This window comes from Pseudomonas sp. B33.4, assembly GCF_034555375.1.
Lineage (GTDB): Bacteria > Pseudomonadota > Gammaproteobacteria > Pseudomonadales > Pseudomonadaceae > Aquipseudomonas.
The window spans coordinates 542,744-560,992 of the sequence record NZ_CP140706.1 but is presented as its reverse complement, the minus strand read 5'-3'; the positions used below and the strand labels follow the sequence as shown (position 1 = coordinate 560,992).

The following is an 18,249-nucleotide window of genomic DNA, read 5'->3' as shown; positions in this document are numbered from 1 at the left end:
CCTCATCGGTTCGTTGTCTGGCGCAGCAGCATGGTGCCACCGCGCTGAGTAAATTCAAGTTTGTTCAGGGCGCTCATGCCGAGCAGCACCTGATCGCCATGCAGCCCCGGCGCCACCAGTGCGCGAACATCCCGCAGCACGATGTCGCCCAGTTGCAGGCGGTCGATTTTGGTCCGATAGCCCTGGCTCAGGCCATTGGCCGTGCTCAGGGTCACACCGAAACCTTCTTCCAGCTTCAAACGCTTGGCCAGATCCGCCGGGATCGCCACATCGGTAGCACCGGTGTCGAGCATGAACTCCACCGGCTCACCGTTGATCTGGCCGCTGGCGACGAAATGCCCCTGGGCATTGCCGGCCAGCTTCACTTCGATAAAACCTTCGCCCTGCTCCGAACTGACTACGACGTTCGGATTCTGCTGGCGCTGCTCCCACTGACCGAAAAACCGCGTGGCCAGAAACAGCGCCGCGCACCACGCCAGAATCATCAGCACCCGACCGGCGCGCTTGCCCGGCGGTTGCTGGCTCATGGCTTGGCGCTCCAGCCACCGTCAGGTGCGGCGAAGCGCCAGACGATCGGGCGTTTCTCGCCGTCGGCACGCACGCCATCGTTGTTGTCCAGGCCAATCCATGCACCTTGCGCGTCCACGATAAGCGCTTCCGCCAGGCCATATGCCTGTGAATAAAGGCGCTGTGGTTGCAAGGCATCTTCGGCGTACGACCAGCATTGTTCGACTTTGGCAGTCACCGCATCACGACGACAAATCTGAAAGGCGTTGCGCTCAAGGGTGAACAGCTTGCCGTTGAACAGCGACAGATCGGCGAAATCGCGGGTGACCGCGCGCGCCTTGGGAAACTGCGGCGGCTGCATCTCGACGCCAGCCTCGCTGAGCAGTACGCAGGCGCCGTCGCAATCCCAGACCGTTTGCTGACGCTTGATCTTCAGCAAGCCACGGCGTTCGCGTTCGGCGGCCAGCCATAACTGATCGCCCGCCGGGTTGATCGCCAGCCCTTCGAACAGCGCGTTGAAGTGCAGCAACATGCCACTGGCCCGGGCTTCCTTCACCAGCATCGGCGAGATTTTCAGCCACGAGGCCGGGCCTTGTGGCGGCACTTGCAGCACCGCTGCGTGGGCCTCGCTGACGATGTAACGGTTGCCGGCACTGTCGCAGCTGATGCCTTCGAAATCCAGATCACCGCCACGGATGAACGACGCCGCCCAGGTGCGCGAACTCAAACCCCACGGCAAGCCGCTGTCCGGCACCGGTGGCACGTCGATGCGCACAGTTTCCGCCTGCCATACCTGATCAGCGGTTCTAAGCCGGTAGATCTGCTCATCGTCGCGATCGGACACCGTCCATAGTTCGTTGCCGCACAGCGCCAGCCCCGACAGGTTGCCGCCGCGCATGCCATCGACCGGGTGCTCGGAAAGCAGGCGCAACTCCTGTAGCGGCTCGGCCGCCACAGTCATCGCACTCAACAGCAAGGCACCCGCGAAGGCCCAGCCAAACCGCATCAGGCCAGCACCTCGGCGAGGTTGCCTTTGGATTCAAGCCAGGTCTTGCGATCACCGGCGCGTTTCTTCGCCAGTAGCATGTCCATCATTTCCGAGGTTTCGGCAAAATCTTCGCCCAGCGTCAGCTGCACCAGGCGCCGCGTGTTCGGGTCCATGGTGGTTTCACGCAGCTGCGGCGGGTTCATTTCGCCCAGACCTTTGAATCGGGTGACCTGCGGTTTGCCGCGCTTCTTCTCGGCGACCAGACGGTCGAGAATGCCATCGCGCTCGGCTTCGTCGAGGGCGTAGTAAATCTCTTTGCCCAAGTCGATGCGGTACAGCGGCGGCATCGCCACATAGACGTGACCGGCATCCACCAGCGGACGGAAATGCTGGACGAACAGCGCACACAGCAGCGTGGCAATGTGCAGGCCGTCGGAGTCGGCGTCGGCGAGGATGCAGATCTTGCCGTAGCGCAGCTGGCTCATGTCCGCCGCGCCCGGATCGACACCGATGGCCACGGCGATGTTATGCACTTCCTGGCTGGCGAGCACTTCGCTGCCGTCGACTTCCCAGGTGTTGAGGATCTTGCCGCGCAACGGCAGGATCGCCTGGAATTCCTTGTCCCGCGCTTGTTTGGCGGAGCCGCCGGCGGAATCACCTTCGACCAAAAACAGCTCGGAACGCATCGGATCCTGCCCGGCGCAGTCCGCCAGTTTGCCCGGCAATGCCGGGCCCTGAGTGACGCGTTTACGCTCGACTTTCTTGCTCGCTTTCAGGCGGCGGCCGGCGTTGTTGATCGCCAGTTCGGCCAGCGCCAGACCGGTTTCCGGGTTGGCGTTGAGCCACAGGCTGAAGGCATCCTTGACCACACCAGAGACAAACGCCGCCGCTTCACGGGACGACAGACGCTCTTTGGTCTGGCCGGAGAACTGCGGCTCCTGCATTTTCATCGACAGGACGAAAGCAATGCGCTCCCAGACGTCTTCCGGCGCCAGCTTCACGCCGCGCGGCAGCAGGCTGCGGAATTCGCAGAACTCGCGCATGGCATCGAGCAGGCCCTGACGCAAACCGTTGACGTGGGTACCGCCCTGCGCCGTCGGGATCAGGTTGACGTAGCTTTCCTGCACCGCGTCGCCACCTTCCGGCAGCCACAGCAGCGCCCAGTCGACGGCTTCTTTGTTACCGGCGAACGCGCCGCAGAACGGCTCGTTCGGCAGGCGTTCGAATTCGCTGACGGCATCGACCAGATAGGAGCGCAGGCCGTCTTCGTAATGCCACTCGACTTTCTCGCCAGTGCCTTTGTCTTCGAAGCTGACCAACAGGCCCGGGCACAACACAGCCTTGGCCTTGAGCACGTGCTTGAGGCGGCTGATGGAGAATTTTGGTGAATCGAAGTATTTCGGATCCGGCGCGAAGTACACGCTGGTGCCGGTGTTGCGCTTGCCGACAGTGCCGACGATTTCCAGCTCGGTGGCTTTGTAGCCATCAGCGAAGGTCATCTGGTATTCGTTGCCGTCACGCTTTACGCGTACGCGCACTTCGGTCGACAAGGCGTTGACCACGGAAATACCCACACCGTGCAGACCGCCGGAGAACTGGTAGTTCTTGTTGGAAAACTTGCCGCCCGCGTGGAGTTTGGTGAGGATCAGTTCGACGCCCGACACGCCCTCTTCCGGGTGAATGTCGACCGGCATGCCACGACCGTCGTCGCTGACTTCCAGCGAGTGATCGGCGTGCAGGATGACCTGCACCGATTTGGCGTGGCCCGCCAAGGCTTCGTCGACACTGTTGTCGATGACTTCCTGGGCGAGGTGGTTCGGCCGACTGGTGTCGGTGTACATGCCGGGGCGTTTGCGCACCGGGTCGAGGCCCGAGAGGACTTCGATGGCGTCGGCGTTATAAGAGCTAGCGCTGGGAGTGGCCATAGGGTCTCGTCGTCAGTCATTCATGAAATAGGGGGCAAGACTTCACAGTGCGGTGAAATCGATTGCCTGATACACATCGGCGCCAATGCCGGCAAAACTCAGCAACGCCGGCAATTGCCCGGCAAAACCCTGAAAACTGTGATCGCCGCCGGCCTGAATGCGCAAGGCACAGGCGCGGTAATACTGCTGGGCGAGGCGATAATCCAGTGTTTCATCGCCGGTCTGCAACCATACCTGATAGCGCTGGGCGTCCACAGGTGCTGGCACTTCCAGCTCGGCCAGGGCCGCAACGTGGTCGTGGGTCAATTCCCAGGTTTCATCGGTATACAGGTTTTTCTGCGTGCCCAGATAGCCGTCGAACATCCGGTGCGGGCTGACCGCCGGGTTGACCAGCAGGGCTTTCAGGCCATGGCGCTCGGCCAGGTGAGTCGCATAGTAGCCGCCGAGTGAACTTCCCACCAGCAATGGACTGCCCAGCTCGGCGATTGCCTGCTCCAGCTGACCGATGGCTTCGCGCGGATGGTGATGCAGGGCCGGTACACGCAGTTTGTCGCTCAAACCCAGTTGCTCCATCACCGTTACCAGCTGACAGGCCTTTTTCGAGGCCGGGGCGCTGTTGAAACCGTGGATATAGAGGATCGAACCGGACATTTGAGCTCCCTGGGTGTCGGCGAAAGATAGCGGAGTTTACAGGGAGAAAGCCCCTCACCCTAGCCCTCTCCCGGAGGGAGAGGGGACTGATTGGGGGATATTTGAGAAGTACGCCGACCTGAAAGATCTTCACCGAATCCACAATCGACACAATCGCTCAGGTCGATGGATAACGCCAGACACCTCGGTCGGCCCCCTCTCCCTCCGGAAGAGGGCTGGGCGGGCGGCGTTCCGATGAGGGGCTTTTGATTGGCTATCAGTAACCGTCAGAACCGTAATCAATGGTAAAAGCAAAACCGGTGACACGTTCAACCCCAGTTTCCAACCGCCCATCCGGCAACAACCGCAACCACCGATACCCAGGCGCCTGCTCCCCCACCTTAAAATCCTCACTCCGCGGCTCAAACTGAATGCACGTCGAAGGCGAAGCCATCAGTCTCACGCCATTACGCTCACGATCAATCTCCTGATGCACATGCCCCCACAACACCGCGCGAGCTTGGGGGAAACGATCCAGTACTTCGAAAAACGCTTCGGGATTGCGCAGGCCGATCGGCTCCATCCAGGCGCAGCCAATCGATACGGGATGATGATGGAAGCACACCAGATGATGGCGCTCCGGCGCTTCGCTCAGCGAGCGGGCCAGCAATTGCAGTTGATCGTCCTGCAGATACCCCGGCACCGAACCCGGCACCGCCGAATCAAGTAGCGTCACGCGCCAGTTACCGATATCGACCACCGATTCCAGCAGCGTGCTCTGCACGGCGGCCTGGGCCATGATCATCGGCTCGTCGTGATTGCCGGGAATCCACCGCGCCGGCGCAGCGATCTGCGCGCTCATCTGGCGAAACTGCTGATACGACTGCAGCGTGCCGTCCTGCGAGATATCGCCAGTGGCCAGAATCAGGTCGATCTGCGGCTGCTGCCCCAGCACCAGCTCGATGACCTTTTGCAGGCTCTCGCGGGTGTTCATGCCCAGCAGTGCGCCATCCGCTTCAGCGAACAAATGGCTGTCGGACAACTGCACCAGCAACGCCGCATCGGCGGTGGTCAACGTGGATACGCTCGGCAAGGCGTTCTCCCAAGGCAAAAGCACGGAATCGATCAAGTGCCGCAATTATGCTGGGGGATCACGCAAAGAGGAAACCGGCGAACCGGACACAGTTCACAACTAGCGTACGACTTCGTACTCGTGCCCCAACGCCAGGCAATGACTCAGCCATTCCCCCAGAAACAGATTGAGCTGAGCCTTTTCATCCGGCTGATGCATCGCCGCGTTCGGGTAAGGATAGATGCCGCGAAAGCGTCGTGCATGTTCGGCGCTGACCACTTCGGCCATGCGCGCGTCGTGATAGACCTGCACTTCCAGCTGCGGCACCGGCAGCCACGGCAGGCTGTGTTCCTGACGCACTTGCAAGGTGGTGGTGTACGGACAGGTCTGCAGCACTTCAAGGGCCAGCACGCCGAGCATCTGCTCGCCCTGAGTCACGGCGATGCGCCGCGCCTCGGGCTCGTTGCGCATTTCCGGCAGCAGTCGCATCAGGCGCGCGTAGTTGGCCTCGCAGGCGGCTTGCAGCCCCACGAGGTCGACTCGATAGCGATCGCGCAACTTGTTTACGACCATAACCCCCTCACTTCGGCGCGGTTCAGCGCCAGCCACTGCAAAGCGATGATGCTCGCCGCGTTGGCAATACGTCCATCACGGACGGCCTGCAAGGCATCTTCAAAAGCCCAGACCGTGACACGGATATCTTCTGCCTCTTCTTCCAGGCCATGCAGACCGCCAACGCCTTCGGTGCTGCAACGCCCCAGATACAAATGCACGAACTCGTTGCTGCCGCCCGGTGACGGGAAATACTTGGTCATCGGCCACAGGGCCTTGATGTCCAGTCCAGCTTCCTCCTGCGCCTCGCGGTGAGCAACTTCTTCCGGTTGTTCATCCTTATCGATCAGACCAGCGACCAGTTCGACCAGCCACGGGTTGTCGGTCTTGCCCATGGCGCCGACGCGGAACTGTTCGATCAACACCACTTCGTCGCGCTGCGGATCGTACGGCAGCATGCACACGGCATCGTGGCGCACGAACACTTCACGATTGATCTCGCGGCTCATGCCACCAGCGAACAATTCGTGGCGCAAGTGCAGACGGTCGAGCTTGTAAAAGCCCTCGTAGCAACGTTCACGCCGCACGACGTCTACGGTGGTCGGAATGGCGTTGGCAAAATCAGTCATGAGCATCCTCTTTACTGCAGATCCATTACGAGGTTGCTGCTTGTTACTGGCAACCTCGACTTCGCGCCATCCTAACGCGCCCGCACCGTTTGATGCAGCCCCTTTACCGTCAGCGGGATGGACGGTGAAGGCGAAACGCACTCTAATTAGCTTAGTGGCGAACTGACTGCTTCGTTGAGAGTCGAAGCGGTAACTTTTTGCCTTCCCTTGTTTTCGAAAGGACGCCCATGTCGCTTTTCAAAATTGCCTCCGTGGCCGCCATCGCCCTGACCCTCGGCGCGTGCGCAAGCCTGTTCCAGCCCAACTACCGCACGCCGCTGGAAACCACCCGCGATGCGTCGGAACAGCTTAAGCCTGGATGTTCCACCCCGGATTGCCCACTGGTGAACATCGACACTCTGCGCTTCCCGGCCGAACCTGCGCTGGACGGCATCATCGAAAAACGTCTGCTGCAAATGACCCGCACCGAGAAGAACGCCACGGTGGCGCCAACCCTGGCGGCCTATCGCGAGCAGTTTCTGGCCAGTGCCGGCCCGCGCAACAGCAGCTACCTGCAAGCGAAAGTACGCGAGCAGCATGACGGCTTGGTGATCATTGAGGTGTCGAGCTACCTCGACACTGGCGGTGCCCATGGCACCCCGGGTCGCGGTTTCATCAACTATTCACGCCAGCAGCACAAGGTGCTGAACCTGTCCGACATGCTCATGCCGGGTCAGGAAGAGGCGTTCTGGAAGGCGGCGCAGGTGGCGCACAACAGCTGGCTGATCAGCACCAAGCTCGATCAGGAGCCGGAGTTCGTGGCGAACTGGCCGTTCGTGAAAACCCCGAACGTGGCGCTGACCTATGGTGGCGTGATCCTCAAGTACGACGTGACCACCATCGCGCCTTACGCGCTGGGCCACGTCGAACTGAAGATTCCTTACCCGCGCCTGAACGGTATTCTCAAGCCTGAGCTGTTTCCCGGCCGTAACTGAAGGCCCGGCCCAGCACTAGCTGCAACAGCCCTGCCAGCACCAGCGCCGGCAGGGTTGCGCCGACATCCGGATACAGATTTGCCAGCAAGTGGTAGGTGCTCACGCCACCCAGCCACGCCAACAACGCCGGCCAGCGCAACGCGGCTGACGCGACCTGAGCACTGCGCTTGCGCAGGATGAAGTGATCGACCAGCACCACGCCAAACAGCGGTGCAAACACCGAGCCGATCAACAGCAGGAAATTCTGGTACTGCGCCAACGGCGCCAGCAGTGCGATCAGCGTGCAGATCACGCCGATGGCCAAGGCCAGATGCTCGACTTTCAGGCGCAACAGAATCCCGCTCGATACCGCTGCCGAATGAATATCGGCAAAGGCGTTTTCCGACTCATCCAGCAGAATCAGCAACAGTGGAATGCCCAGACCGGCGCCGGCCAGTGCGAGCAACAGTGCATTGACTTCACCGCTCGGCGCGAAGGCCAGGGTGTAGGCGACGCCGAGGCTCATCAGCCAGAAGTTGCCGATGAAGAAACCGACGGCAGTACCGCCGAAAACATTCTTCGCACGTTTGCCAAAACGTGAGTAGTCGGCGATCAGCGGCAGCCACGACAGGGGCATCGCGATGGCAATGTCAAAGCCCACGGCGAACGGCATCGAACCGTCACCGGCACGCGACCAGAGGTCGGCCAGATCGGCTTTGGCAAACAGATTCCAGGTCAGCCACAGGCACGCTGCCAGCAGCAGCCAGATGCCCCACTTGCGCAGAATCTGCCGGACGAAAGTCAGCGGCCCGCTGACCGCAAGCAAGGTCGCCAACGCGCCGAAAAACAGCGTCCACAACACCGGGTTCGACCAAAGCGAACCTTCGCTGAACGCGCGGGTACCGAGCAAGCTGGCAGCGTCGCGCATGACGATGATTTCGAACGAGCCCCAACCAATCAATTGCAGCAAGTTGAGCAACGCCGGCAGGCTCGCGCCTTTGCTGCCGAGGCTGAGTTTCAGCGCGGCCATCGACGACAGACCGGTGTCGCTGCCGATCACGCCGACCGCAGCCAGCAACAGCACACCCACCAGCGTGCCAAGGAAAATTGCCAGCAGCGATCCAGACAGCCCCAGACCCGGCGCGAGCAATGCGCCGGTCTGCAAGACCATCAGGCCGATGCCGAGGGAGAACCACAGAGAAAACAGATCGCGACCGCCGAATACACGCTTGTCGGCGGGTACGGCGAGATCGGGGGAATAGGTGCTGGGTTGAATGCTCAAGGGTGTTATCTCAAAAAAGAGCAGAGAAAAAGCTGCAAGCTGCGAGCTACAAGTTAGAAGCAGTGCGCGGACTGCTTCTGATCTTGCAGCTTGTAGCTTGCCGCTCGGGGCTAGACTTTCTTGTACAGCTGACTGCCTTCCTTCTTGAACCGCTCGGCCTGTTCCGCCAGGCCTTGGGCGACGTCCACGTCGACCGCGTCGATCCGCTGGTTGGCCGCGTATTCGCGGACTTCCTGAGTGATCTTCATCGAGCAGAATTTCGGCCCGCACATCGAACAGAAATGCGCGACCTTGGCCGAATCCTTCGGCAGGGTTTCATCGTGATAGGAACGGGCAGTGTCCGGGTCCAGACCGAGGTTGAACTGGTCTTCCCAACGGAATTCGAAACGCGCCTTGCTCAAGGCGTTGTCGCGAATCTGTGCGCCCGGGTGTCCTTTGGCCAAGTCCGCTGCGTGCGCGGCAATCTTGTAGGTGATGATCCCGGTCTTCACGTCATCCTTGTTCGGCAGGCCCAAATGTTCCTTCGGCGTCACGTAGCAGAGCATCGCGCAACCGAACCAGCCGATCATCGCCGCACCGATACCCGAGGTGATGTGGTCATAGCCCGGCGCGATGTCGGTGGTCAGCGGGCCGAGGGTGTAGAACGGCGCCTCGTCGCAGCACTCCAGCTGCTTGTCCATGTTCTCTTTGATCAACTGCATCGGCACGTGGCCCGGGCCTTCGATCATGGTTTGCACGTCGTGCTTCCAGGCGATCTTGGTCAGTTCGCCGAGGGTTTCCAGTTCGCCGAATTGCGCGGCATCGTTGGCGTCGGCAATCGACCCCGGACGCAAGCCATCGCCCAGCGAGAAGCTGACGTCATAGGCCTTCATGATTTCGCAGATTTCTTCGAAATGCGTGTAGGCGAAGTTTTCCTTGTGATGCGCCAGGCACCACTTGGCCATGATCGAACCGCCACGGGACACGATACCGGTCACGCGTTTGGCGGTCAGCGGCACGTAACGCAGCAGCACGCCGGCGTGAATGGTGAAATAGTCGACGCCCTGCTCGGCCTGCTCGATCAGCGTGTCGCGGAACAGCTCCCAGGTCAGGTCTTCAGCCGCACCGCCGACTTTTTCCAGCGCCTGATAGATCGGCACCGTGCCGATCGGCACCGGCGAGTTGCGGATGATCCACTCGCGGGTTTCGTGAATGTGCTTGCCGGTGGACAAGTCCATGATGTTGTCCGCGCCCCAGCGAATGCCCCAGGTCAGTTTCGCCACTTCTTCTTCGATGGACGAACCCAGCGCGCTGTTGCCGATGTTGCCGTTGATCTTCACCAGGAAGTTACGGCCGATGATCATCGGTTCCAGTTCGGTATGGTTGATGTTGGCCGGGATGATTGCGCGGCCACGGGCGATCTCTTCACGGACGAATTCAGGGGTGATGATTTTCGGCACGCTGGCGCCGAAGCTGTGACCCGGGTGTTGCTGATCCAGCAGGCCGGCGGCGCGGGCCACCTCAAGCTTCATGTTTTCGCGGATGGCGACGAATTCCATCTCGGGCGTGATGATGCCCTGACGCGCGTAGTGCATCTGCGTGACATTGCCACCGGCCTTGGCGCGGCGCGGGTTGTTGACGTGGGCAAAGCGCAGCTTGGTCAGTTCCGGGTCGGCGAGGCGCTCGCGACCGAAGTTGGAACTCAGGCCCGTCAGACGCTCGGTGTCGCCACGGTCGTCGATCCACGCCGAACGCACATCGGCCAGGCCTTTGCGCACATCGATAATCACGTTCGGATCGGTGTAGGGGCCCGAGGTGTCATAGACAGTGACCGGCGCGTTGATTTCGCCGCCGAAGTCGGTCGGGGTGACATCGAGGGTGATTTCGCGCATCGGCACGAGGATGTCCGGGCGCGAGCCCTGAACGTAGACTTTTTGCGAACGGGTGAACGGCTTGACCGATTGCTCGTCGACCTTGGCCGAGTCACTCAGGTTGATCGCGTTTTTTGATTTTGTAGTAGTCATCACGGGCTCTCCAGACAGCATCCAGGCAGTGGATTGTCGGAGCAGAACCTGAAAGGCACGGACGCACCAGGACTGGTGCTGTGCATCGTCGTCGAGCGTTCGATTGTCGAACAATTTCCCGGACGAAGCACAAGAGGACTCGCCGGGTGACGAGAAATCTTGTTCCCTACGCAGGCGCTAACCTGATCAGGTTCAACGGGATCCGAAATTATTCGATCTCAGCCTCATAGCAAGGCACCCCGACAAGAACCCGGCCAGTCTAGACACAACTGGCAAAGAACGCCAATACCGCAGCAATCACCATGATGAATGGCGCAAATACAGGGGCTTGGCCGATTGTTGTCATGCAAATGCGCAACTACACTCGCTTTGCCCCGCCACGCCTTGACGCTGTGGGGCTTGCGCCTTACCGTTGGCGCCCGGATTACTTCCATAATATTAATGCTAGGGATCGCCTCATGCTGCGCAAACTCTCACTGGCTGTTGCCGTGTCTTGTGCGTCCAACGCAATGGCCTGGGCAGCAGAAGCGCCCTTGTCGACCAAAACCGATCTGGTCAGCGTCTATCAGGAGGCTGTCGACAACAACGCCGATCTGGCAGCCGCTCGCGCCCAGTACGGCGCACAAAAAGAAGTAGTGCCGCAGGCTCGCGCCGGACTGCTGCCGAATCTGTCCGGCGGTGCCGAAACAGCCAACGTGCGCACCTCGATCGACCAGCCTTCGGCCGTGGCCAACCGCAGCGCTCATTCCTATCAGGCGACCCTCGCCCAACCGTTGTTCCGCGCCGATCGCTGGTTCCAGTACCAGGCCGCCAAGGACGTCAACGAGCAAGCTGCGCTGCAACTCTCGGCGACCGAACAGAACCTGATCCTGCAATCGGCGGAAGATTACTTCAACGTCCTGCGCAGCCAGGACAACCTGGCCTCGACCAAGGCTGAAGAAGCGGCGTTCAAGCGCCAGCTCGACCAGTCCAACGAACGTTTCGATGTCGGCCTGTCGGACAAGACCGACGTGCTGCAATCGCAAGCCAGTTACGACACCGCACGGGCCAACCGCATCGTTGCGCAACGTCAGGTCGACGATGCATTCGAAGCGCTGATCACCCTGACCAACCGTCAGTACAATTCGATTCAGGGCATCGTCCACACCTTGCCGATCCTGCCGCCGGCGCCGAACGACGCCAAGGCCTGGGTCGATACCGCAGCGAAACAGAACCTCAATCTGCTGGCCAGCAACTTCGCCGTCAGCTCGGCTGAAGAAACCTTGAAACAGCGCAAGGCCGGCCACTTGCCGACCCTCGACGCTGTGGCCAAATACGAAAAGGGTGACAACGATGCGCTCGGGTTTGCCAACCCGAACTCGTTCGGCACGCCTTACCACGGCAACGTCGAACAGAGCACGGTCGGCCTGCAACTGAACATCCCGATCTACAGCGGCGGGCTGACCAGTTCGCAAGTGCGCCAGTCGTATGAACAACTGAATCAGAGCGAACAACAGCGCGAATCCCTGCGTCGGCAGATCGTCGAAAACACCCGCAATCTGCACCGTGCGGTGAACACTGATGTCGAGCAGGTGCAGGCGCGTCGTCAGTCGATCATCTCCAACCAGAGCGCGGTGGAGGCCACGGAAATCGGCTATCAGGTGGGTACGCGCAACATCGTTGACGTGCTCGATGCGCAGCGGCAGCTGTACACCTCGGTGCGCAACTACAACAACACGCGTTATGACTACATCCTCGACAACCTGCGCTTGAAGCAGGCGGCGGGGACGTTGAACCCGGGGGATCTGGAAGATCTGCGGCGGTATCTGAAGGCTGACTACAACCCGGACAAGGATTTCCTCCCGCCGGATCTGGCCAAGGCTGCCGAGGCGCAGCTCAAGGCCCGGCCTTAAGCCTTAAAAACAAAAGATCGCAGCCTTCGGCAGCTCCTACAGGAAACGTATTCCAATGTAGGAGCAGCCGAAGGCTGCGATCTTTTTTGCTTTACTTGATCAGTCGGCCCAAACCATCCAGCAGACGCTGCAACGCGCCCTGATTGCGGCGCATCACCGCCAGCCCGGCGTCGGCCATACGCTGCGCATCGCGCGGCAGCTCAAACAGGCGCTGCACTTCCACCGCCAGTCCTTCGGCATCATCGACCTCGGCCAACGCTCCGGCTTCGCGCAATTGCGCGGCGATGTCGAGGAAGTTGAACAGGTGCGGGCCGCTGATCACCGGTTTGGCCAAGGCTGCCGGCTCCAGCAGATTGTGCCCACCGTTGGCTACCAGACTACCGCCGACGAACGCGCTGTCCGCCAGAGCGTAGAGAAACAGCAACTCGCCCATGGTGTCGCCGAGCAGCACGCTCGTCTGCGCATCGACATGGGTTCCGGTCGAACGTCGCACCGTGGCAAAGCCTTCGCGCTGGCACAACTCAAATACCGAGTTGAAACGCTCCGGGTGACGTGGCACCAGAATCAGCAACGCATCCGGATGACTGGCCAGCAAGCGACGATGGGCATTGAGCACCACTTCGTCCTCGCCTTCATGAGTGCTGGCGGCGATCCACACCGGACGCTCCAGCGCCTGCCATTGGCCGCGCAGTTCGGCTGCGCGTTGCAGCAATTGCGGGTCGATGGTCAGGTCGAACTTGATCGAACCGGTGACCTCGACTGTTTGCGGGCGCGCACCCAGATCGCGGAAACGCTGGGCTTCGGCTTCGGTCTGTACGGCGAACAGGCTCATCTCGGCGAGCATCGGCGCGGTCAGCTTGCTGAAGCGGCCATAGCCGCGTGCCGAGCGCTCGGACAAGCGCCCGTTGGCCAGCGCCACCGGGATTCCACGCTTGGCACACTGATGAATGTGGTTAGGCCACAGTTCGGTCTCCATGATCACCGCAAGCTTTGGCTGCGCGCGATCAAGAAACCGCGCCGCCGCACACGGCAAGTCATACGGCAGATAGCAGTGCTGGATGCGCGGTTCGTTAGCGAACAGCGCCTGAATCCGCTCCGATCCGGTCGGGGTCATGCAGGTCACGGTGATCGGCAACTGTGGATAACGTTGCAGCAAGGCGCGGATCATCGGCGCCGCAGCGATGCTTTCGCCCACCGACACTGCGTGCACCCAGATGCCGCCGGGTTGCAGCGTCGGCATCCCGTAGGAGAAACGTTCGCCAATCCGTTTGGCATACGCCGGCGCCTTGCGCGCCCGCAGCCATAGCCGAATCGCCACCAATGGCAGCCCCAGGTAAAACAGCGCGGTGTAGAGAGTTCTATTCATGGCGGCGGAGTTTATCGACTTTTGTCGCCGATCGCCCGCAAGTGCACGGCAAAACGTTCGGCCAGCCAACGCGCAGCCGGACCGAGGGGCTCGTCGCGGCGCCAGACCAGTTCCACCACCAAGGCTGGCGGGGTCCATTCGCTCTCGAGTTCGACCATCAAACCCTGATAGGCCGAGTACTGCACCACATGGCGCGGCAACCAGGCCCAGCCGAGATCGCGCACCAGCCATTCGGACATCACGTAGAAACTGTCGGCACGCCACACCTGGGGGCTGGCCGGCTCGTTGCCGGGATAGACACTGGTTTGCGTCGACATCAGCAATTGCCGATGTTGCGCCAGTTGCTGGCAGGTCACGTAAGACTGCGTCGCCAGCGGATGATTGATCCCGCAGACGGTGACCATTTCCACGCTGCCCAGCACGCGACGCTCCAGCGCTTCGGGGATTTCATCGTGATAAAACAGCAGGCCAAGGTCGGCGCGGCGCTCGACCAGTTTGCGCGCAACCTCACCTTGCGCGGCGCTGGTCAGTTGCACTTCCAGGCTGGGGAACTGCTCGGCCAGTTCACCGAAACTTTCCACCAGCGCCTGATAGGGCATCGCCTCATCCTGGGCCACACGCAATTGCGCTTCCTGGCCGCGCATCATTGCCATGGCCCGACCGTTGAGACGCTCGCATTGGCGCAGGACTTCTCGTGCTTCTTCCAACAGCGCTTCACCCGCCTCGGTGAGCGTCGGCTGCCGACCGCTGCTACGCTCGAACAGGCTGACACCCAGATCATCTTCGAGCATGGCAATCGCGCTGCTGATCGCCGACTGCGCCTTGCGTTGCTGGCGTGCCACTGCCGAAAACGAACGCTGCTCGGCAACGCCGACAAACACCCGAAGCTGATCGAGATTCCATTGCATGTTGATTCGCCAACCCATCTTCATAACAGATAGGTAATGATTTTACCCCATCTGGCAAATCACTAGAATGCCGCCTCAGCAAGCAACGTTTCCTATGAGGATTTGAACCATGAACGCCTACGCCTACCTGGCCATTGCCATCTGCGCCGAAGTGATCGCCACCGTGTCGATGAAAGCCGTCAAAGGCATCAGCACACCGCTGCCACTGGTGCTGGTTATCGTCGGCTACGCGATTGCGTTCTGGATGCTGACGCTGGTGGTGCGCACGGTGCCGGTCGGCGTGGCCTACGCGGTTTGGGCGGGAATGGGGATTGTGATGGTCAGCGTCGCGGCGCTGTTCATCTACGGGCAGAAGCTGGATATCCCGGCGATGCTGGGGATGGCGTTGATCGTGCTCGGCGTCGTCGTGATCCAGCTGTTCTCGAAAACTGCCGGCCATTAAAAGCAGCGACAAGCATCAAGCCCCGAGCTGCAAGCAGAGCTGATTTTCCAGCGCCGGGTTGCAGCTTGCGGCTTGAAGCTTGAAACTTGCGGCTTCTCTAAGCCCCGAGGTCGCTGCATGCCATCCGTTATTTCCACCGACGTTCTGATTGTCGGCGCTGGTGTCGCCGGCCTCTGGCTGAATGCGCGTCTGCGCCGTCAGGGGTTTTCGACCGTGTTGGTGGAAAGCGCCAGCCTCGGCGGCGGGCAGACGGTGAAGTCCCAAGGCATCATCCACGGCGGCGCCAAATACGCGCTGCACGGTGCCCTGACCGGCGCCTCGGAAGCCATCGCCGACATGCCGCGCCGCTGGCGTGAAGCGTTGGCCGGCAATGGCGAACTGGATCTGTCCGGCGTGCGCCTGCTGTCCGAAGCGCATTACCTGTGGTCGCCGGGCACCCTTGCCGGCAACCTCACCAGCTTCTTTGCCAGCAAAGCCGTGCGTGGCCGCGTTGATCAGGTCAAGGGCGAGCAACTGCCGCCGGCCCTGCAAGACAAACGCTTCAAGGGCAAGGTCTACCGCCTCGCCGAACTGGTCGTTGATGTGCCGAGCCTGGTCCAGCGTCTGGCCGATCTGGCCGGCGATGGCCTGCTCGCCGGGCAGACCATCGAGCCGCTGCTGGAAGCGGGCGTGCTGGTCGGCGTGAAAGTCGACGGCCGCGAGATCCGCGCTCAGCGCATCGTCCTCAGCGCCGGCGCCGGCACTGCCCAATTGCTCGAAGACCTCGGTTTGAGCCAACCGGCCATGCAACGCCGGCCGCTGCACATGATCATTGCCAAAGGCCCGGGCCTGAAACCGCTGTACGCGCACTGCCTGGGCGGCGGCACCAAACCGCGCATCACCGTGACCACGCATCCGGCCGCTGACGGTCAGTGGGTCTGGTACATGGGTGGCGACATCGCCGAGAGCGAAGGCGTGCATCGCGAGCCGGCCGAGCAGATCGCCACCGCGCAGAAAGAGATCGCCCAGTTGTTGCCGTGGATCGACCTCAGCACCACGCAATGGGCGACCTTGCGCGTTGATCGTGCCGAGCCGCTGCAAACCGGTCTGACCCGCCCGGACAATGCGTTCCTCGCCGAACAGGGCCGTTTGCTGGTCGGCTGGCCGACCAAACTGGCGCTGGCGCCGGACTTCGCCGATCGAGTGATCGCCGCACTGGAGCGCGACGGTATCCAGCCGCAAACCAGCGAGCCTTTACCGGCCCTGCCGAAACCACCGATGGGCATTCCCGCCTGGGAGCAACTGCTGCCATGACCATTGCCAGCCTGCATGACTTTCATCGCCCGCTGGGCAGCACCGGCCTGACGGTTTCGCCACTGGGCCTGGGCACGGTCAAGCTCGGCCGTGACCAAGGGGTGAAATACCCCAACGGCTTTCAGATTCCCGGTGATGACGAAGCGCGGATGCTGCTGCGTCAGGCGCGGGAATTGGGCATCAACCTTATCGACACCGCCCCGGCCTATGGCCGCAGTGAAGAACGCCTCGGCCCGCTGTTGCGCGATCAGCGTCAGGACTGGGTGATTGTCAGCAAGGTCGGCGAAGAGTTTGCCGATGGCTTGTCGCACCACGACTTCAGCGCCGCGCACACGCGCATGTCCGTTGAGCGCAGCCTGCAACGTCTTGAAACCGATTTTATCGACCTGGTGCTGGTGCACTCCGACGGCAACGACATGGCGATCCTCGAGCACACAGAGGTGTACGCGACACTCGCGGCACTCAAGGCCGAAGGCAAGATTCGCGGCTTCGGCTTCTCTGGCAAAACCGTCGAAGGCGGCTTGAAAGCTCTGGAGCAAGGCGACTGCGCGATGGTCACCTACAATCTGAACGAACAAAACGAGAAGGCTGTCATTGACTATGCTGCTGCCCACGGCAAAGCCATTCTGGTGAAAAAAGCCTTGGCCAGCGGTCACGTGTGTCTGAGTCCGGGCGTGGATCCGGTACGCGCCAGCTTCGAATTGCTGTTCGCCCAGCCTGGCGTGGCCAGTGCTATTGTCGGCACGATCAACCCGCTGCACCTCGCCCACAACGTTGCGACCGTTGCCCAAGTCCTACGTGGTCACTGACGCCGCCTCGCGGCCTTAAGCAGGAGCCGATATGCCGCGCACGCTCATCAGAAAGAACCCGAGCAACTTCAAGACCCTGCCGCTGTTCGTCGAAGCTACCCCGGAAGGCCTGACTTACCAGAGCGTCGGCATGCCGCTGAACTTCGCGCAGACCTTGCAGCGGCGCAAACCGGTGAGCGTGGCCGATACCGAGCGCTTCTCGCTGGAACTGGCCAACCTCGGGGTTTCCGTGCGCCTGACCCTGCACTGGCAGAATCGCGATTATTGGGTGCTGGTGCGCCAGCGTCGGCAGGATCGTGGCGACGTCGTCCTGAAGTTGATTTCCGGTTACGTGCCGGCCCACGAACTGAATATTCCGCTGCACACAGCGATTCAGGAAATTGCCGAAGAGTGCTTGCTCGAGACACCGGAAGGCTGGCTCGGCGGGCGTTTCAACGACACCTGGCTGCCGGCGCCCTACTCGGCTGCGCTGCATTATCGCGAGGCCTTACCGTTTCGGCTGACCCCGTTGTCCGGCTCGGCGCGCCCCATACGTTGCGCCAACCTGCAATTGCTCGAACGACCACGGGCGTACGTGCACCTGCCGACCGCGTCACTGCAATTGATCTACGACTTGCGCCTGGATGTGCCCAAGGAAGCCAAGTCCCTGAGCCTGTTCCACGTTGATGAGCGTCTGGAAGGTGATCAACTGGTGGCCCGGCTCGACCGCAAGCGCCCCGATCTGTACTTGATGCCACTCAAGGACGGCGCGCCACTGGCCGAGTTGTACACGCTCAAGCGCGACAAACTCATACCGGCGAGTACCCGGGGGCTTTACCTGGCCGAGAGCTTTGCCACGCAAACTGGCTGGGTCGTGCGCGAGGAGCGGATTCGCTGGAAGGACTGGCTGGTGCAACAGGGCCTGCAACCGGCGAAAGCCCCGCGTCAGGGGCTCAAGCAGTTGAGTATCAAGGCGTTGCGATTAGTCGGGCTGGGCAAAAAAACCGCCAAATAGCGGT

At 61.3% G+C, this 18,249-nt stretch carries 17 protein-coding genes and 1 riboswitch; of the genes, 6 read left to right on the top strand and 11 right to left on the bottom strand.

The features are described 5' to 3' along the window. Positions 1–2: 2 nt before the first annotated feature. The 7 genes from U6037_RS02450 to U6037_RS02420 all read right to left on the bottom strand — a co-directional run bounded on the left by U6037_RS02450 (position 3) and on the right by U6037_RS02420 (position 6,303). Positions 3–527 carry a retropepsin-like aspartic protease family protein gene (locus tag U6037_RS02450; protein ID WP_007915776.1) on the bottom strand — a complete coding sequence of 175 codons (525 nt, stop codon included), beginning with the start codon at positions 525–527 and terminating at the stop codon, positions 3–5. Continuing rightward, entirely contained in the window at positions 524–1,513 is a 990-nt protein-coding gene (locus tag U6037_RS02445) for an esterase-like activity of phytase family protein (protein WP_322845688.1), read from the bottom strand. Before U6037_RS02445 ends, U6037_RS02450 begins: the two co-directional genes overlap by 4 nt. Beyond that, the gene (gene parE / locus U6037_RS02440) at positions 1,513–3,420 is read right to left on the bottom strand and encodes a DNA topoisomerase IV subunit B (protein WP_007915770.1); all 1,908 of its coding nucleotides are present in this window, start codon (positions 3,418–3,420) and stop codon (positions 1,513–1,515) included. Before parE ends, U6037_RS02445 begins: the two co-directional genes overlap by 1 nt. 42 nt (positions 3,421–3,462) lie before the next feature. After that, the gene (locus U6037_RS02435) at positions 3,463–4,071 is read right to left on the bottom strand and encodes a YqiA/YcfP family alpha/beta fold hydrolase (RefSeq protein ID WP_322845687.1); all 609 of its coding nucleotides are present in this window, start codon (positions 4,069–4,071) and stop codon (positions 3,463–3,465) included. A gap of 256 nt (positions 4,072–4,327) precedes the next feature. Next, complete coding sequence (gene cpdA / locus U6037_RS02430) at positions 4,328–5,143, bottom strand: 3',5'-cyclic-AMP phosphodiesterase (RefSeq protein WP_322845686.1); 816 nt, start codon at positions 5,141–5,143, stop codon at positions 4,328–4,330. Between the two features lie 99 nt (positions 5,144–5,242). After that, on the bottom strand, positions 5,243–5,695 hold the full coding sequence (locus U6037_RS02425) for a DUF1249 domain-containing protein (protein WP_322845685.1): 453 nt from the start codon (positions 5,693–5,695) through the stop codon (positions 5,243–5,245). After that, complete coding sequence (locus tag U6037_RS02420; protein WP_093430152.1) at positions 5,686–6,303, bottom strand: NUDIX domain-containing protein; 618 nt, start codon at positions 6,301–6,303, stop codon at positions 5,686–5,688. Before U6037_RS02420 ends, U6037_RS02425 begins: the two co-directional genes overlap by 10 nt. A gap of 227 nt (positions 6,304–6,530) precedes the next feature. On the opposite strand from U6037_RS02420, the gene U6037_RS02415 reads away from it, so the two are divergent. Continuing rightward, the gene (locus U6037_RS02415) at positions 6,531–7,277 is read left to right on the top strand and encodes an RsiV family protein (RefSeq protein ID WP_322845684.1); all 747 of its coding nucleotides are present in this window, start codon (positions 6,531–6,533) and stop codon (positions 7,275–7,277) included. On the opposite strand, the gene cytX is transcribed toward U6037_RS02415, so the two are convergent. Then, a complete protein-coding gene (gene cytX / locus U6037_RS02410) occupies positions 7,246–8,538 on the bottom strand; it encodes a putative hydroxymethylpyrimidine transporter CytX (RefSeq protein ID WP_007915751.1) in 1,293 nt (430 codons plus the stop codon). The genes U6037_RS02415 and cytX overlap by 32 nt on opposite strands. Before the next feature lie 110 nt (positions 8,539–8,648). After that, complete coding sequence (gene thiC / locus U6037_RS02405) at positions 8,649–10,541, bottom strand: phosphomethylpyrimidine synthase ThiC (protein WP_322845683.1); 1,893 nt, start codon at positions 10,539–10,541, stop codon at positions 8,649–8,651. A 146-nt stretch (positions 10,542–10,687) separates the two neighbouring features. Beyond that, positions 10,688–10,793, bottom strand: a riboswitch (TPP riboswitch). A 206-nt stretch (positions 10,794–10,999) separates the two neighbouring features. On the opposite strand from thiC, the gene U6037_RS02400 reads away from it, so the two are divergent. Beyond that, entirely contained in the window at positions 11,000–12,433 is a 1,434-nt protein-coding gene (locus U6037_RS02400; RefSeq protein ID WP_242208834.1) for a TolC family outer membrane protein, read from the top strand. Between the two features lie 91 nt (positions 12,434–12,524). Here the strand turns inward: U6037_RS02400 and waaA are convergent, their stop codons facing one another. Together waaA and U6037_RS02390 are read right to left on the bottom strand one after the other, a co-directional pair. Next, positions 12,525–13,799, bottom strand: a complete 1,275-nt coding sequence (gene waaA, locus U6037_RS02395) for a lipid IV(A) 3-deoxy-D-manno-octulosonic acid transferase (RefSeq protein ID WP_322845682.1) — start codon at positions 13,797–13,799, stop codon at positions 12,525–12,527. A gap of 11 nt (positions 13,800–13,810) precedes the next feature. Further along, positions 13,811–14,713, bottom strand: a complete 903-nt coding sequence (locus U6037_RS02390) for a LysR family transcriptional regulator (protein ID WP_322847275.1) — start codon at positions 14,711–14,713, stop codon at positions 13,811–13,813. Positions 14,714–14,816: 103 nt separating this feature from the next. Between U6037_RS02390 and U6037_RS02385 the strand changes: the two genes are divergently transcribed. The 4 genes from U6037_RS02385 (at position 14,817) to U6037_RS02370 (ending at position 18,245) form a co-directional block, all read left to right on the top strand. Then, on the top strand, positions 14,817–15,149 hold the full coding sequence (locus tag U6037_RS02385) for a DMT family transporter (protein WP_007915730.1): 333 nt from the start codon (positions 14,817–14,819) through the stop codon (positions 15,147–15,149). A gap of 117 nt (positions 15,150–15,266) precedes the next feature. Continuing rightward, a complete protein-coding gene (locus U6037_RS02380) occupies positions 15,267–16,442 on the top strand; it encodes an NAD(P)/FAD-dependent oxidoreductase (RefSeq protein WP_322845681.1) in 1,176 nt (391 codons plus the stop codon). Continuing rightward, positions 16,439–17,251, top strand: a complete 813-nt coding sequence (locus U6037_RS02375; protein WP_322845680.1) for an aldo/keto reductase — start codon at positions 16,439–16,441, stop codon at positions 17,249–17,251. The genes U6037_RS02380 and U6037_RS02375 overlap by 4 nt, the downstream gene beginning before the upstream one ends. A 31-nt stretch (positions 17,252–17,282) precedes the next feature. Next, the gene (locus U6037_RS02370) at positions 17,283–18,245 is read left to right on the top strand and encodes a metal ABC transporter ATPase (protein WP_322845679.1); all 963 of its coding nucleotides are present in this window, start codon (positions 17,283–17,285) and stop codon (positions 18,243–18,245) included. Positions 18,246–18,249: the final 4 nt, after the last annotated feature.